General features: G+C 24.9%; 17 protein-coding genes. 12 read left to right on the forward strand and 5 right to left on the reverse strand.

Features of this window, described 5'->3' with window-relative positions; genetic code table 4:
* Nucleotides 1–45: 45 nt before the first annotated feature.
* The 5 genes from ACXX86_RS01100 to ACXX86_RS01120 form a co-directional block, all read right to left on the reverse strand.
* Entirely contained in the window at nucleotides 46–498 is a 453-nt protein-coding gene (locus ACXX86_RS01100; RefSeq protein WP_458560970.1) for a DUF4116 domain-containing protein, read from the reverse strand.
* 6 nt (nucleotides 499–504) lie between these two features.
* Nucleotides 505–2,175, reverse strand: coding sequence for an SIR2 family protein (locus ACXX86_RS01105; RefSeq protein ID WP_458560971.1), 1,671 nt, complete (start codon nucleotides 2,173–2,175; stop codon nucleotides 505–507).
* A 234-nt stretch (nucleotides 2,176–2,409) separates the two neighbouring features.
* The gene (locus tag ACXX86_RS01110; protein WP_458560972.1) at nucleotides 2,410–2,721 is read right to left on the reverse strand and encodes a hypothetical protein; all 312 of its coding nucleotides are present in this window, start codon (nucleotides 2,719–2,721) and stop codon (nucleotides 2,410–2,412) included.
* A 27-nt stretch (nucleotides 2,722–2,748) separates the two neighbouring features.
* On the reverse strand, nucleotides 2,749–3,210 hold the full coding sequence (locus tag ACXX86_RS01115; RefSeq protein ID WP_458560973.1) for a hypothetical protein: 462 nt from the start codon (nucleotides 3,208–3,210) through the stop codon (nucleotides 2,749–2,751).
* A gap of 334 nt (nucleotides 3,211–3,544) precedes the next feature.
* Nucleotides 3,545–3,874 (reverse strand): hypothetical protein, encoded by a 330-nt coding sequence (locus tag ACXX86_RS01120; protein WP_458557430.1) that lies wholly within the window; start codon nucleotides 3,872–3,874, stop codon nucleotides 3,545–3,547.
* A 335-nt stretch (nucleotides 3,875–4,209) separates the two neighbouring features.
* Between ACXX86_RS01120 and ACXX86_RS01125 the strand changes: the two genes are divergently transcribed.
* The 12 genes from ACXX86_RS01125 to fusA all read left to right on the forward strand — a co-directional run bounded on the left by ACXX86_RS01125 (nucleotide 4,210) and on the right by fusA (nucleotide 15,544).
* Complete coding sequence (locus ACXX86_RS01125; RefSeq protein WP_458560974.1) at nucleotides 4,210–5,721, forward strand: MATE family efflux transporter; 1,512 nt, start codon at nucleotides 4,210–4,212, stop codon at nucleotides 5,719–5,721.
* Nucleotides 5,702–6,376, forward strand: a complete 675-nt coding sequence (gene recO / locus ACXX86_RS01130) for a DNA repair protein RecO (protein ID WP_436358584.1) — start codon at nucleotides 5,702–5,704, stop codon at nucleotides 6,374–6,376. The genes ACXX86_RS01125 and recO overlap by 20 nt, the downstream gene beginning before the upstream one ends.
* A gap of 11 nt (nucleotides 6,377–6,387) precedes the next feature.
* On the forward strand, nucleotides 6,388–6,930 hold the full coding sequence (gene rsmD / locus ACXX86_RS01135; protein WP_436358583.1) for a 16S rRNA (guanine(966)-N(2))-methyltransferase RsmD: 543 nt from the start codon (nucleotides 6,388–6,390) through the stop codon (nucleotides 6,928–6,930).
* A 12-nt stretch (nucleotides 6,931–6,942) separates the two neighbouring features.
* Complete coding sequence (gene gmk, locus ACXX86_RS01140) at nucleotides 6,943–7,527, forward strand: guanylate kinase (RefSeq protein WP_436358582.1); 585 nt, start codon at nucleotides 6,943–6,945, stop codon at nucleotides 7,525–7,527.
* Nucleotides 7,528–7,547: 20 nt separating this feature from the next.
* Complete coding sequence (locus tag ACXX86_RS01145; RefSeq protein WP_436358581.1) at nucleotides 7,548–8,291, forward strand: PP2C family protein-serine/threonine phosphatase; 744 nt, start codon at nucleotides 7,548–7,550, stop codon at nucleotides 8,289–8,291.
* Complete coding sequence (locus ACXX86_RS01150; protein WP_436358580.1) at nucleotides 8,291–9,283, forward strand: serine/threonine-protein kinase; 993 nt, start codon at nucleotides 8,291–8,293, stop codon at nucleotides 9,281–9,283. The genes ACXX86_RS01145 and ACXX86_RS01150 overlap by 1 nt, the downstream gene beginning before the upstream one ends.
* Before the next feature lie 46 nt (nucleotides 9,284–9,329).
* Nucleotides 9,330–10,199 carry a ribosome small subunit-dependent GTPase A gene (rsgA, locus tag ACXX86_RS01155; protein ID WP_458560975.1) on the forward strand — a complete coding sequence of 290 codons (870 nt, stop codon included), beginning with the start codon at nucleotides 9,330–9,332 and terminating at the stop codon, nucleotides 10,197–10,199.
* The gene (locus ACXX86_RS01160) at nucleotides 10,186–10,833 is read left to right on the forward strand and encodes a ribulose-phosphate 3-epimerase (RefSeq protein WP_436358578.1); all 648 of its coding nucleotides are present in this window, start codon (nucleotides 10,186–10,188) and stop codon (nucleotides 10,831–10,833) included. The genes rsgA and ACXX86_RS01160 overlap by 14 nt, the downstream gene beginning before the upstream one ends.
* A gap of 7 nt (nucleotides 10,834–10,840) precedes the next feature.
* A complete protein-coding gene (locus tag ACXX86_RS01165; protein ID WP_436358577.1) occupies nucleotides 10,841–12,355 on the forward strand; it encodes a phospho-sugar mutase in 1,515 nt (504 codons plus the stop codon).
* A 181-nt stretch (nucleotides 12,356–12,536) separates the two neighbouring features.
* Nucleotides 12,537–12,950, forward strand: a complete 414-nt coding sequence (gene rpsL, locus ACXX86_RS01170) for a 30S ribosomal protein S12 (RefSeq protein WP_436358576.1) — start codon at nucleotides 12,537–12,539, stop codon at nucleotides 12,948–12,950.
* Between the two features lie 33 nt (nucleotides 12,951–12,983).
* Nucleotides 12,984–13,454 (forward strand): 30S ribosomal protein S7, encoded by a 471-nt coding sequence (gene rpsG, locus ACXX86_RS01175; protein ID WP_027123189.1) that lies wholly within the window; start codon nucleotides 12,984–12,986, stop codon nucleotides 13,452–13,454.
* A gap of 2 nt (nucleotides 13,455–13,456) precedes the next feature.
* Entirely contained in the window at nucleotides 13,457–15,544 is a 2,088-nt protein-coding gene (gene fusA / locus ACXX86_RS01180; protein WP_458560976.1) for an elongation factor G, read from the forward strand.
* Nucleotides 15,545–15,620: the final 76 nt, after the last annotated feature.

Genomic DNA, 15,620 nt, shown 5'->3' on the forward strand with positions numbered 1-15,620 from the left:
AATCTCTTACTAAAAAGTAAGCAAGAGAAATTTACACAAAATATCTTACACTACCTTTAAAAGATGTAAAACAGCAATTTTATTTGCATATTTTAAAGATTCTGGATTTCTTATAACAGCTTGCTTAACTATTTCTATATCACTCTTTAATTCATCAGAAGCAAATTGTAAAAATAAAGGATTTTCATTGATTAATTTCAACATTTCAAATTTGCTTTGGATTATTTTTTGATTATCATCATTTTTATCGTTACTTAATTTATGTTTTTCATATTCTTCTTTAGATTTAGTTAGCAGTTCTTCAAAAGCACTTTTTAACTTATTTTCATCTTCTTTTGAAGGTTTAGGTACTTCTGTATTATTTAATTTTGGGGTATCATTTTTATCTTTTTGCCTATTATTGTTCGAATCTTTACTGTCTGTTGAACAAGATAAAACAGTAAAAATAGGAACACTTAATGTAGTAGATAAAATTGTTCAATTTTTTATTTTTTTCATTTAGACTTATTTAAGTTTCCTTTCATTTTTTAATATTTTTAAACGATTTTTTCAATCGTCACTAGCATATTTTTTAAAATCATAAATTAACAATAAATATTTAAATCTAGTTATGGTGAAAACTAAATTATCAATTTCAATTTTTTGTTTTTTATTTTTTTGTTTAATAAAATTTTTAAGACCTTTTTTTAAAAAAACATTTACTTCTTCTAGTTTTACTTTATCATTTAAAATAGAAATAAAAATATTGAAAAATGTCACAGTTTCATTTTTGTTTGATGATTTATATTTTTCATTTATATAAGAAATTGAAAACTCGGAGTTTTCTTTTATTATTTTTTCAATTTCTTTTTCTGCTTTTTCTATGTTTTTTCTATTCTTTTTATTTTTTATGAAATCATTTAATTTATTACATTGTTGTTTTAAAAAAGATTCTATTTTTTTTCTATTTCTATTAAACTGATAAAAACCAAAAAAAGAAATAATTTCAATTTTATTTATTAATATGTCATTTATATAATCCAAGTAATAGATTTTTTCTTCTTTTTCATTTATTTCAAAATAACTTTTAATAAGATCTAATGATGTTACATTTAATTTAAAATTTGGTATTAAATCTGGAGTTGGAATTAAATCATATATTTTATAAATATCTATTGCTTTTTTAGAAAAACCTGCTTTGATAATTGAATCAAATACTTTTTTGTATTTATCTGTTTTAAATTTAGATATTATTATTTTTTCGTTATTTTCGAATTTTATATTATATTTTTCTACAGTTTCAAATTCTGGATTTTTTATTTCTTCTTTAGTATATTCAATAAATAAAAAATTATTTTCTATATTTTTTAATATTTTTTCTTTATCTTTTATATTACTTTTTGCATATTCATAAATAATTTTTAACATATTTTTTATATTAGAATCATTTATGGCATATCCTAAAAAAATAACTGGTTGCTTTATAAACAAAGAAAGTATCCTAGATTTTATTAATTTATATTCATTTTCAAATCTCATATAATCACTTTTTGTAATTATAATATCTTCCGGCGAAGTAACGCAACCATGAATTTTATGAATAGTCCCTACATCTTTTTCAAAAGCAATTTTATCCCCTATAAGTGGTTTGAATTTTATATTATCTTCTGTATTTATTTTTTTATCATTCAATATAGTTTCTAATAATTTATCATAATTGGTTGTTATAATACAATAAAAATATTGTGAAGCTTTTTGAAATAAGTTTATTTCTTCTTTATAAGAATCTTCGTTTATTTCAATTTTTTCTAATTTATTTTTAATAAATAGTTTAAACCTGCTAATTCACTTTTCTTCTTTTAGATAGTTTTTATAAAAATCTTCATTTATTTCTTTTCATTTACCAACTTGATCCATTTTAACTAAATAATTAAATTCTTTTTCCATTTCTTCAGCAATTAAACTATAATCATTTTTATATTTATAAACTAACTCGAGAAAAGAATTTTCTTTTTCTTCTTGGGATAATTTGGAAGTAGATTCTAATAATTCTTTATAAATAGTTTCTAGTAATTCTCTCCATGTGTAAGATTTAACTAAATATCTTTTACTAAAACCAGAACCAATAAATAAAACAGGAAGATTATCATTAAAATTTTTCTTATTGATAAAGTCTTTTAGATTTTTCTTATCCATTTTCTCCTTTCTTAAAACTAATTTTACAAAAAAAAAAAAAAAGCAAGGATTTGGCAAAAAGTAGTTAAATTCAAAGAATTTTACATATATAATCTTGTTTTATATTTGGAAATTTAGATATAAAAACTTAATTTTTTATTTTATTTTTAGTTTAAAGTTAAGTATTAATTTTTATTATAATAAAAAGTTTTATGAATAAAAAAACACTGCATTTCTGCAGTGTTAGTGAAATGACTATTTTGCTAATTCTTGTTTTAATTTAGCAATATCATCATCCAATAATTTTTCTCATTCACCGGACTTATCTTTTGGTAAAAATAATTCTAGTGCTGCTCTCGCTCCTTCTCTTTGTTGTTTTTCATATTCTTTTTTTTCTGCTTCTGATTTTTTATCATATTCTGATTGATTTTGCTTAATTGTTACTTTTACAGTTAAATCAATTCATTCTTCTTTCTTTTTATCGAGTGAAGATTGACATGAAACTGCTAATACAGCAGTTGTTAAAACAGAAATAGGGGTAGCTAATAATAAAAGTTTCTTTTTCATATTTTTTCCTTTCTTTGTATGTTATTTTTAGTTTAATGCTTTTGTATCTTTGTTAGCTCATACGATTGTTAATATATAAGCTACTATTGGTCAAATAGAGAAAATCATTCCTAAAATTGAACCAACAAATGGAATAAATGAGAATATTGAATTTATTATAATTATTATCATTACTGATAATCAAACAGCAAAGTATTTTTTGTTAGAACCATTTGTTGCATCTTTAATTTTTAATGCAGCAACAAATCCAACAATTGATAATACTAATATTACAATGTTTGAAAAGAAATTCAATATTCCAATAATTAGTATAGAACCAACAAGACCCACACCAGCAGCAACTGCTCCTTCTGCACTTTGGGTTGCTGCAGCTCCTACTGCAAAAGTTAAAGTTATTATAAAAAGAATTAAACCTGAAAAGGTTAATATTAGATTTGTAATTGAAAAGTTTTTTAAACTTCTTAGTTTTTCTTTAATATTTATTTGCATATTTTTTCCTTATTTTATTTTTGATTAATTGAAATTTTAAAAAAACGATTCATTGAAAAAATATTGAAAATATATTATAAGAACTTCTTATTTTATAATCTCAAATATCAATTTGCATCATTTTTTAAATTAAATTTTACAAAAAAAAAAAAAAAGCAAGGATTTGACAAAAATTCATAAAATTTGAACAATTTTCCTATATATTTTTTATACAAATGAATTAACATTTAAGATTTGGAAATTCATTTAAAATTAGTTAATGAAAAGTTTTATTGAATAAAAAACACTGCATTTTTGCAGTGCTAATGAAATAATTATTTTACTAATTCTTGTTTTAATTTGATGATAATATTAAGTCTACTAAATGTTTTCTTGCTTTAACGATTTCATCGTCTAATATTTTTTCTCATTCAATAGATTTACCCTCTGTTAAAAGAGAATCTAATCCAGCTTTAACTTTGTCTTTTTGTTGTTTTTCATATTCTTTCTTTTCAGTTTCTGATTTTTTATCATAATTTGATTGATTTTGTTTAATTGCTATTTTTACACCTAAATTAATTAATTCTTCTTTCTTTTTATCTAAAGAAGTTTGACATGAAACTACTAATGCAGAAGTTGTTAAAACAGAAAGGGAGGTAGTTAATAATAAAAGTTTCTTTTTCATAGTTTTCCTTATTTTTATTTTTGATTAATTGAAATTTTAAAAAATGAATTATTGAAAAATTATTGAAATATATTATTAGAATTTTTCATTTTATAATTGCAAAGCACAATTTGTATCATTTCTTATAACTTAATTCTACAAAAAAAAAAAAAAAACAAGGATTTGACAAAAATTCATAAAATTTGAACAATTTTGCATATATAATCTTATTTTTTCTATGAATAAATTCATATATAAACTTTTGTAAAGTTTTAAAATAAATTACAAAGAAAATAGGGTTATTTTCAACTTAATTATTAATGTTTTTTTATTATTTTGCTAAAATTTAAATAATTATGATAAAGAAGAAATTTAATTTTTTTGTTTTTTTAAAAGAACACTTTCCAGTTAGTTGAAGTAAATGAAAATTGTACTTAAAATTTTCTTTACCAATTATTCTTTCAGGAATACTTTTTTCGCTAAACGGTTTTATTGATAATTTTATGGTAACAAAAATACCTCATGGTGTTGATTCTTTATCTTATGCTAATTCTTGAACAGGAATTATAGGTGGTGTTATTGGTGGAATTTCTATAATTTGTTCAGTGCTTGTTGGACAGTATTGAGGAAGCAAAAATTACAAAAAAATAAAAGAAGTAATGAGAGTAAGAGTTTTATTGACTTTTAGTTGTATGACTATATTTGCAATTTTTGCTCTCACTTTATCTGAAAAAATGATTTCTGTTTTTTATCAAACTAATCAAGATCCAGCAACATTGCAACAATCAGTAGATTATTTAAGATTAATAGTGATAACATGAGTTATTTTTGGTTGAACTTCTCCAATGAGTTCGCTTCTTGCAGAAACAGGGCATGGAAAAGAAGCTTTAATTTCTTCAATTGGATCTTTACTAATTAACATTTTTTTAAATATTCTTTTAATATATGTTTTTAAATTAGGAGTTAAAGGGGCAGCATACGCTTCCATAGCTGCAAGAATTTTTGGAATATTTGGTGATACTTTTTTTGTATTTTTAAAAATAAGAAAAACACTAATTAATCCTTTATCACTTTTTAAAGTGTCAAGAGATACATGAAAAAAAGTTGTTTTTAGATTACATAGTGCCTTTTTAATTACAGGAAATTCTGTATTAATAATATTAAGAAGTGCCCTTTTTAATAGAATTTTTCCTCAAGGAACAATTGGAAAAGAAGAATGAGCAATTGGAGCTGCTGCTATTCTTGGATTAACAGGAGCGATAAGTGAAATATTTTTAGCTGTTTTCGGAGCTCTTAGTTCTAACATTTCTGTTTTTGTTGGAAAACATCTAGGAAATAAGGAATTTGAAATTGCTAAGAAAAACGCAAATGAACTTAAAGGTTTTCATTCAACAATTGCACTTGCATTATCATTATTGCTTTTACTTTTTACTGTATTTATCCCGTATATTGATTATTTTGCTGCTGAAATAGGAAAAAATTCAGATACAATTTTAGAAGCTAAAAAATTATATTTATCACAATTACAAGCAACACTTTTTGTAGTAGTGGTATTCAATCCAATTTGAATTTGATTTTCTACTTCAAGTAGATTAATAGCTTCTGGAGGAAGAACAAACTTAGCATCATTACTTGAATTTAGTTTAGAAATTGTTGCTTTATTATGACTAGTAATTATAACTTTTGCAATTAAACCACAATCTCTTGGTTTAAGTTTGAGTCAAACTTATTGAATTTTCTTTTTAGTTGATTTAATTAAATTCCTTATATTTGAAATAGTTTATTTAAAAGTAGATTGAGCAAGACACATAGATGATCCGTTAATAAAAAGAAAAGTGTGAGAAAAAAATGTCTTCAACAATGACTAAAGGAATTGTTATTAGTTATCAAGAATACGATGATTATGATGCAATTGTTAAAATTATTACCAACAAGAGAATTATATCTTTTCTTGCTCGTGGGGTAAGAAAAGTACACAGTAAAAACAGAAGTTCTTTATTACTTTTAAATGAAGCAGAATTTGAAATCTTTTTAGCCAGACTCAATAATAGAATGTCTAAACTTAAAAAAGCAACACTTATTAGTTTTTTTGATTTACAAAATAATTCTTTTTCATATACAGAATTACAAGAAATCCTTTTTTATTTAGATAAATTAGAATATTCTAACTCTTATTTATATGAACTTATAAAACAGAGTATAAAAATAGCAAATAAAGAAAATGTTTTCTTTATTAAAACATATCTTCTTTGTCATTTATTAGAATACTTTGGTTATAAACAATCTTTTGATAAATGTGTTACTTGTAAAAGTAATAAAGAATTAAGAGATTTTCAATTTTTTGAAGGTGGTTTTAGTTGTAAATACCACTTCAAAACAAGTTTTCAAAGAACAATTGAAGAATTAAAGACATTTTATTATTTATCTCATTCATTAGAAGTTTATATAAAATTTGCTAATTATAAAGCAAATTTCTCTATATATAAAGAGATTAAGCAATTTATTAAGGAAAATATTATATAATTAATAAATATATGTTAAGAATAATAGCAGGAAATTTACGTGGCAGAAAAATAGAACAACCAGACTTAGAAATAGTAAGACCAACAACGGATAAAACAAGAGAAGCCATTTTTTCTTCTATTCAATTTGAAATAGAAGAATCATTAGTTTTAGATTTATTTGGTGGTTCGGGAGCGGTTTCTTTTGAATTTATTTCACGTGGTGCAAAAGAAGTTTTTTTATCTGAAAAAAATAGAAAAATTTTTAATCATATTGTTAATGAACAAAAGAAACTAAAAATTCAAAATATGCATTGTTATAATCTTTCTGCTCTTCAATTGATAAATATGAAAAAGGATAATAAATTTAATTTTATTTTTTTAGATCCACCTTATGAAGAAAAAACATTATTAAATGAAACTTTAAAAGAAATAGCAAACAATGATATTCTTTTAGATAATGGTCAGGTCATTGTTGAAACAAATAGTGATAATATAGAAATTAGTGAATATTTTGAAATTTTAAAAGAAAAAAAATACGGTAAAACTTATATTTATTTTTTAGGTAAGAAATAATAAAGGAAATATATGAAAAAAAATAAGTTAGTAATTTTAGCTGGTCCTTCTGGGGTTGGAAAAGGTACCATTGAAAAAATTTTATTTGAGAATAATGAATTAAAATTAAAGTTATCTTGTTCAGCTACAACAAGAAAACCAAGAGAAGGGGAAATAAATGGGGTACATTACCACTTTATTTCTAATGAAGAATTCGAAGATAAAATAAAGAAAAATGAATTTATTGAATGAAATAAACATTTTGATAATTATTATGGAACTCTTTACTCAGAAATTGAAAAAATTAATCAAGAAGGTTTTTTACCTTTACTTGAAATAGAAACAATCGGTGCATTAAATATTAAAAAATATTACAAAGAAAGAAACGAAGAAGATTCTGTTATTTCAATTTTCTTGTTACCACCTTCTATGGATGATTTGTATACAAGAATAAAAAATAGGGGAACAGAAAGTGAAGAGCAAATTCAAATAAGAATTGATAAAGCAGTTTTAGAATTAGAAGAAAAAGATAAATTTTTACACAAAGTAGTAAATGATATTCCTTTAAATGCTGCTTCTAAAATTAAAGAAATTATTATTTCTGAATTAAACAAATAAAACTTTTATAAAGGAAATTAATGGATAATTATATTTTTAAAACAAATAAAGGCAAAAGGGTTCAAAATGAAGACTCTGTTTTAATATTAGAAAATGAAAAAGTAATTTTTTCAATTGTTTGTGATGGAATGGGTGGACATAATGCAGGAGAAATTGCTTCACAAATAACAGTTGACACATTTAAAACATTATTTTCTACTTTAGAAATAAAAGAAGATAAAAAATCAATTACTAACTGATTTTCTAAAGGGATTAATGATAGTATAATCAACATGAACAAAGCAGCAGAAGAAAACGAACAACTTTTAGACATGGGTACAACAATGGTTGCAACCATATTTGTTAAAAAAAATAAATTACTTTCCTTTGTAAATATAGGTGATTCTAGAATTTATCTATATAGCGATATTTTACAACAACTTTCAAGTGATCAAAATTTAATGAACTATTATATAGAAAAAGAAAAGGTTTCTTTCGAAGTTGCTTCACAATTACCTGGAGCATCTTTTCTTACTTCTTCGCTTGGGCCTAAAAAACGCTATACACCTGAAATCGGTTTTCTTTCTTTAAGTAAAAGAAAAGAAAAAAGTTATTTAATTCAAACTACAGATGGAGTGCATGACTTTATTGATAAACCAACATTAGAAAACATTATGTTTTTGAAAGAAAAAGATCTTGAATACAAAGCAAATAAAATTATAGAAACAGCATTAGCTAATGATTCTAATGATAATTTAACAGTAGCAATAGTGGAAATTAAATAATGAATATACCAACATATAACAAAAAACTACTTCAAAACTATTATATTAGTAACACCTTAGGAAAAGGTGGAATGTCTGTTATTTATTTAGCTGTTAGAAAAAAAGATAATTTTAAGTGTGCAATCAAACTTATGAATTATGAATCAATGAGTGATTTAAGTATTGAACGTTTTAAAGAAGAAATAAGAATAACTAAAAAAGTTGATTCACCTTATGTAGCAAGATTAATTGATTCTTGTTTTGATTTAGAAAATAAGGAATTTTGAATTGCAATGGAACTTGTTGATGGAACCATTTTAAAAAACGTTATTGAAAGATCTGGAACGCTTTCTAAAGAAGATGTTGTTAATTACGCAAAACAAATAACTTTAGGAATTAAAGCAATTCACAAAGCCGGTATTTTCCATAGAGATATTAAAGACACTAATATTATGGTAACAAACCTAAATCAAATTAAAATAATTGATTTAGGTATTGCAATAGATAATGAATCACAAAGGTTGACACAAGAAAATAAAGTCATAGGTTCTGTTCATTATATGCCAGGAGAAATAGCTGATTATAAAGAAAAAGGTTCTGTAAAAATTGATATTTACTCTATTGGTATAGTCATTTATCAAATGTTAATAGGTTGTGTTCCTTTTTCAGGAGATTCACATCTTAAAATTCTTGCTAAACACAAAGAACAATCTTTGCCAAAGATTCAGAATTTAAAACCAACTACAAGTCACGGATTAATAAACATTATTCATCGATGTTTAGCTAAAAATCCATATGATCGCTATAACAATATGAACGAATTATATAATGATTTATCTACTTGTTTAAAACCTGAAAGACTAAGTGAAAATATAATAAATTTTGACCAAAAACAAAGGAAAAACCTTTTTGAATGGCTTGCAACCAGAACCGGAACAATTGTCATAATAAGTGTAATTGTAATTATTTTAATTTTGTTAATAATTACTTTAATTCTTTTATTTAGTTTTTAATATTAAGTCAACTAAATAAAAGAATAAATTAGAAAGGAATTTTGTATTGAATAAAAAAATTGGAAGAGTAATAAAGGTAATTGCTGGTTTTTATGATGTGGAAACTGAAAATAAAGAAATTATAAGATTAAGAGGAAGTGGTAAATTAAGAAACGACAATTTATCACCTGTTGTTGGTGATTTTGTTGAATATGACGAATTAGGTTTTGTGATAAAAGTTAAAGAAAGAAACAATGTTTTTGTAAGACCTAAAATAGCGAACATCGATCAAGTGATTATTGTAATGTCTGTAAAAGAACCTAATTTTAGCTCACTGCTTTTAGATAAGTTTTTAATGATTGTTGAAAGCAAAAACATTCAACCAGTTTTAGCCATTACTAAAATTGATTTAAATTCTAACTATAAAGAAGTTTTAAAAGATTATATTAATTTAAATTATGAAATTCATTTTATTGATAATCATAATAAGAAGGAAGTAAATACAGAATTTTTTGGACTTTTTAAGGACAAAGTTTCTGTATTTATGGGGCAAACTGGTGTAGGAAAAACAAGTTTAATAAATTTATTATCTGAAAATCAATTTGAAACACAATCCATTTCTAAATCCTTAAATAGAGGTAAACACACCACTAGAGTTGTACAAATGATAGATTGAAATCAAGGGAAGTTAATAGATACTCCTGGTTTTTCTTCGTTTGAAATAAAATTAAATAAAGATCAAATAGCAACTGCCTTTAAAATATTTAAGTTAAATGCAAATTTATGTAAATTTCGCTCTTGTTTTCACTATAAGGAAGAAGAAAAATATTGTAAAATTAAATTAATGGTAAAAAACGGAGAAATACCATTAACTAGATATGAAAACTATCTTTACTTTTTAAAAGATTTTTTAGGAGAAAAAAATGAAATTAATTAGTCCTTCACTTTTAAGTATTACAAAAGAAAAGAGATTAGAAGTAGCTAAGATTCTATTTAATATGGGAATTAGTTGAATCCATTATGACTATATGGATGCTAAATTTGTTGAAAACAGAGCAATTGAAATTGAAGAAATAAAAAATATAAAAAATAATTCTAAACATCATACAATGGATATTCATATAATGGCTTATGAACCAGAAAAAATAATTGATAAGGTTATTGGTGTTGTTGATTATGCAACAGTTCATTATGAAGTTTTTGACAATCAAGAAGAGATTCTAAAATTGGTTAAAAAATATAAAAATAAAATCAAGTTAGGTATTTCAATTAAACCTAATACAGATTTTAGTGAAATTAAAGATTTACTTAAATATTTTGATTTATTATTAATTATGTCTGTAGAACCAGGTAAAGGTGGACAATCATTTATTGAAAATTCTTTAAACAAAATAGAAGAAGCAAGAAAATTTATTGATAATAATAATTTAAATGTAATTATTCAGGTTGATGGTGGTATTAATGATAAAACTGCTTTTGGTGCTTTCAAAAGCGGAGCAGATGTTTTGGTTTCAGGTTCATATTTAACAATTGAACCTTCAATAGAAAAATTAGAAAAATTATTAAAATAAGGAAATTATGTTAGAGTTTGGAACAGCAGGTATACGTGGTAAATTAGGAAATAAAGAAAGTGAACTAAACACTAAACACGTTTATAGAATCATTGATGGATATGCAAGATATTTACTAAAAAATTTTGCTAATGTAAAACAACAAGGAGTTGTTATCGGAAGAGATAATAGAAATAAATCATTTATCTTTCTAAAATTAGCAACACAAATTTTAAGTAAAAATTATGGTATAAAAGTTTATACTTCTAAACAACCAATTGCAACTCCGGTTGTTAGTTTTTTAATAAAACAAAAACAAGCAATAGGCGGTATTAACATCACTGCTTCTCATAATCCTAAAGAATATAATGGTATTAAAATTTATAATAAATTTGGAGCTCAAATCCTTCCAGATGAAGTTAAAAAATTGATTCCATTTTTTAAAAAATATAATAAAATCAACAATAATTTAAATACAAAAAAAATAAATTTTAATAAAAAAGTTATTTGTATAGATAAATATTTACCTGTTTATGTTCAAGAGATATCAAGAATTTTTTCTAATAATTTGTTTGATAATAACCTTAAAATAGCTTATTCACCACTTCATGGAACTGGTTCTCAAGTTATTAAATTAATTGAAAAGCAAACTTCAGTTAAATTTTTAAAAGTAGAATCTGAAATGAAAAACAGCAAACACTTTAATTTTGTTTCATATCCAAATCCAGAAGAAAAAAGTGCTTATATTAATTTAATTGATTTAATGAAAAGAAATAAAATTAAATATGGAATTTTAACTGATCCTGATGCTGATAGAATTGGTTTTGTAGAACAATTATCAAATAATGAATTTTATTATTTTACTGGTAACGAACTAGCAACCATAATTTTCAATTTTTTAGTAGAAGAAAATTACTATAAAGAAAACGATCTTTTAATTTATTCATTTGTGTCAAGCAACCTTCCTTCTATTATTGCTAATAAGCACAATATTAAAAGTCAAATAATTCCTACAGGTTTTAAATGAGTAGGTCCTGAAATAAACAAATATAAAGAAAAATCGCATATTTTTGCATTTGAAGAAAGTTATGGATCTTTAATAAATAGTGATATTTCTTTTGATAAAGATGCATTTCAATCATTAATTTTAATATTAAATATTTTATCTAAAAAAAGAAATATTTCCTTTTTAGAAGAATTAAATAATATTTATAAAAAGTATGGATTTATTTTTAGCAAGGTAGTTTCAATAGAATTGAATTCAATGGAACCATCGAAAATAAACTCTTATTTAGAATCATTTTTAAAAATAAATTTTAGTTTGAAAATTTCAAAAATTATTGATTATCGAAAAGGTTATAATAATATTGTAGAAAATATGGTTCAAATATTTTTTGAAAATAATTCTTGAGCTGCGTTGCGCCCTTCAGGAACAGAACCTAAAATAAAACTTTATATTTTTTCATTAGAAAAAAATAAAACTGAAGCTCAAAATAATTTAGATAAAATACTAAAACAAGCAAAAGAAATATTTATTAAATAAGACACTCGTTGTCTTATTTTTTTAATATAACAACAGCACTATAAAAAAAATAATTTTTTTTCGATACACTCGGCTAAGTTGTTATATAATTTATACACTTAATTATTATTAATAATAATGTTTATGAATAATTAAGTTTGTGAATATATAAATTAAAATTTAAAAATCGAAAGGAAAGACAATGCCAACAATAGCACAATTAGTTAGTCAAGGACGTGTTAATAAAGTAAGAAAAACAAAAGCTCCTGCACTAATAGTTGGTTACAACTCTTTACATAAAAAAGAAACAAAATTACCTTCACCTTTTAAACGTGGAGTTTGTACAAGGGTTGCAACAATGACACCTAAAAAACCTAACTCAGCATTAAGAAAATATGCAAGGGTTAAATTATCAAACGGAATGGAAGTTACAGCTTATATACCAGGAGAAGGACACAACTTACAAGAACACTCTGTAGTTTTAATTCGTGGTGGAAAAGTTAAAGATTTACCAGGGGTTAGATACCATATCGTTAGAGGAACACAAGATACAGCTGGTGTTAATAAAAGAAATCAAGCTAGATCTAAATATGGTGCAAAAAAACCTAAAAAATAATAATTTTATAATATAAAAAATATAGGAGAAAAAATGTCAAGAAGAAAACAAGCGCCTATTCGTGATGTATTAGCTGATCCAATTTTTAACTCTAAATTAGTTACAAAATTAGTAAATGCAATTATGTTAGACGGAAAAAAATCAACAGCGCAAACTATTTTATATTCAGCTTTTGATATTGTTAAGGAAAAAACAGGAAAAGATCCTTTAGAAGTTTTCCAACAAGCTATCAATAACATAACACCTCAATTAGAAATTAGATCAAGAAGAGTTGGGGGGACAAACTACCAAGTTCCAATGGAAGTTTCTGCAAGAAGAAAACAAACTTTATCATTAAGATGATTAATTAATTATTCAAGATTAAGAGCAGAAAAAACAATGGACTTAAGACTTGCAAACGAAATTATCGATGCATCAAACAACACCGGTGGAGCAATTAAGAAAAAAGAGGATACACATAAAATGGCAGAAGCAAATAAAGCATTTGCACATTTTAGATGATAATTATGGCAAGAAAATTTGACCTTAAAGATTATCGTAACATCGGTATAATGGCTCACATTGATGCAGGTAAAACCACAACAACAGAAAGAATTTTATTCCATACAGGAAAAATCCACAAAATTGGTGAAACTCATGATGGTGGTTCACAAATGGACTGAATGGAACAAGAAAAAGAAAGAGGGATTACAATTACCTCTGCTGCAACAACAGCTTTTTGAAAAGATAAAAGAATTAACATTATCGATACACCAGGACACGTAGACTTCACAGTTGAAGTTGAACGTTCATTAAGAGTTCTTGATGGTGCTGTTGCGGTTTTAGATGCTCAATCAGGAGTTGAACCACAAACAGAAACAGTTTGAAGACAAGCAACAAATTATAAAGTTCCAAGAATTGTTTATGTTAACAAAATGGATAAAGCAGGAGCTGATTTTGAAGCTTCAATCCGTTCAGTTAAAGAAAGACTTGGAGGTAACGCGGTTGCTATCCAATTAAATATTGGTGCTGAAAATGACTATAAAGGATTAATTGACCTTGTAGAAATGAAAGCATTTGAATACGATGGAGAAAAAGAAGAAATTGCTAAAGAAATCGAAGTTCCAGTTCATTTATTAGATAAAGCTAAAAAAATGAGAGCAGAATTAGTAGAAGCAGTAGCAGATTTTGATGAGGAAATAATGATGCTTGCTTTAGAAGGTGAAGAAATTTCAGCTGATAGATTAAAACAAGCAATTAGAAAAGCAACATTAACTTCAGAATTTTTCCCTGTAGTTTGTGGAACATCATTTAAAAATAAAGGTGTTAAAAAAATGATCGATGCAGTTGTTGATTATTTACCTTCACCTTTAGATGTACCTGCTATTAAAGGATATATAGGTGATGAAGTTGTTGAAGTTCCAGCTTCAGATGATTATGATTTTTCAGCATTAGCATTCAAAATTATGAATGACCCATTTGTTGGAACTTTAACATTCTTTAGAGTTTATTCAGGAGTTTTACAAAAAGGCTCATACGTATATAACTCAACTAAAGATAAAAAAGAAAGAGTTGGACGTATTTTAGAAATGCACGCTAACTCCAGAGAAGAAATTGATGAAGTAAGAGCAGGAGATATTGGTGCTGCTGTAGGTCTAAAAGATACAGTTACAGGTGATACTTTAATTTCTGAAAAAGCCAAACATTTTGTTTTAGAAAAAATGGTATTCCCAGAACCAGTTATTTCACAAGCATTAGAACCGGCTTCTAAAGCTGCAACAGAAAAATTATCAATTGGATTACAAAAACTTGCAAACGAAGATCCAACCTTTAGAACATGAACTGATGATGAAACAGGACAAACTATTATTGCCGGAATGGGTGAATTACATCTAGATATTATTGTTGATCGTCTAAAAAGAGAATTTGGTGTTGAAGCAACAGTTGGTGCACCACAAGTATCTTACCGTGAAACAATCACTAAGTCATCAGAAGTTGAAGGAAAGCACATCAAGCAATCTGGTGGAAAAGGGCAATATGGACATGTTTGAATTAAATTTGAACCAAATCCAGATGGTGGTTTTGAATTTATAGATAAAATTGTTGGTGGAAAAATTCCTAAAGAATATATTAAATCAATTCAAAAAGGACTTGAAGATAAAATGGCTGCTGGTATTTTAGCAGGTTATCCAATGATAGATATTAAAGCTACTTTATTTGATGGTTCATACCATGATGTCGATTCATCAGAAATGGCATATAAAATAGCAGCTTCTAAAGCTTTAACAAAAGCAAAAGATGCTATTGGTACTGTTTTATTAGAACCAATTATGGACGTTTCTGTTGTTGTTCCTGCAGATTATTCAGGAGATGTTATGGGAGACTTATCTCGTAGAAGAGGTCAAGTTAAAGAGCAAGAAACAAGAAGTGATGGAGCAAACATTATTAGAGCAGATGTTCCATTATCAGAAATGTTTGGTTACTCAACTCAATTAAGATCTATGACTTCAGGTCGTGGAACATATCAAATGCAATTTGATCACTATGAAGTAACACCAAAACAAATTGCAGATGTAATTATTAAAAAACGTGCTATTAAAGCAGATGAAGAATAATCTTCTAAAACATAGAATTTTAGAATAACAAAAATTCTATGTTTTTTTACCCTAAAAAATACAAATATACAGAAAA

It is taken from the genome of Mycoplasma sp. CB776, assembly GCF_054343395.1.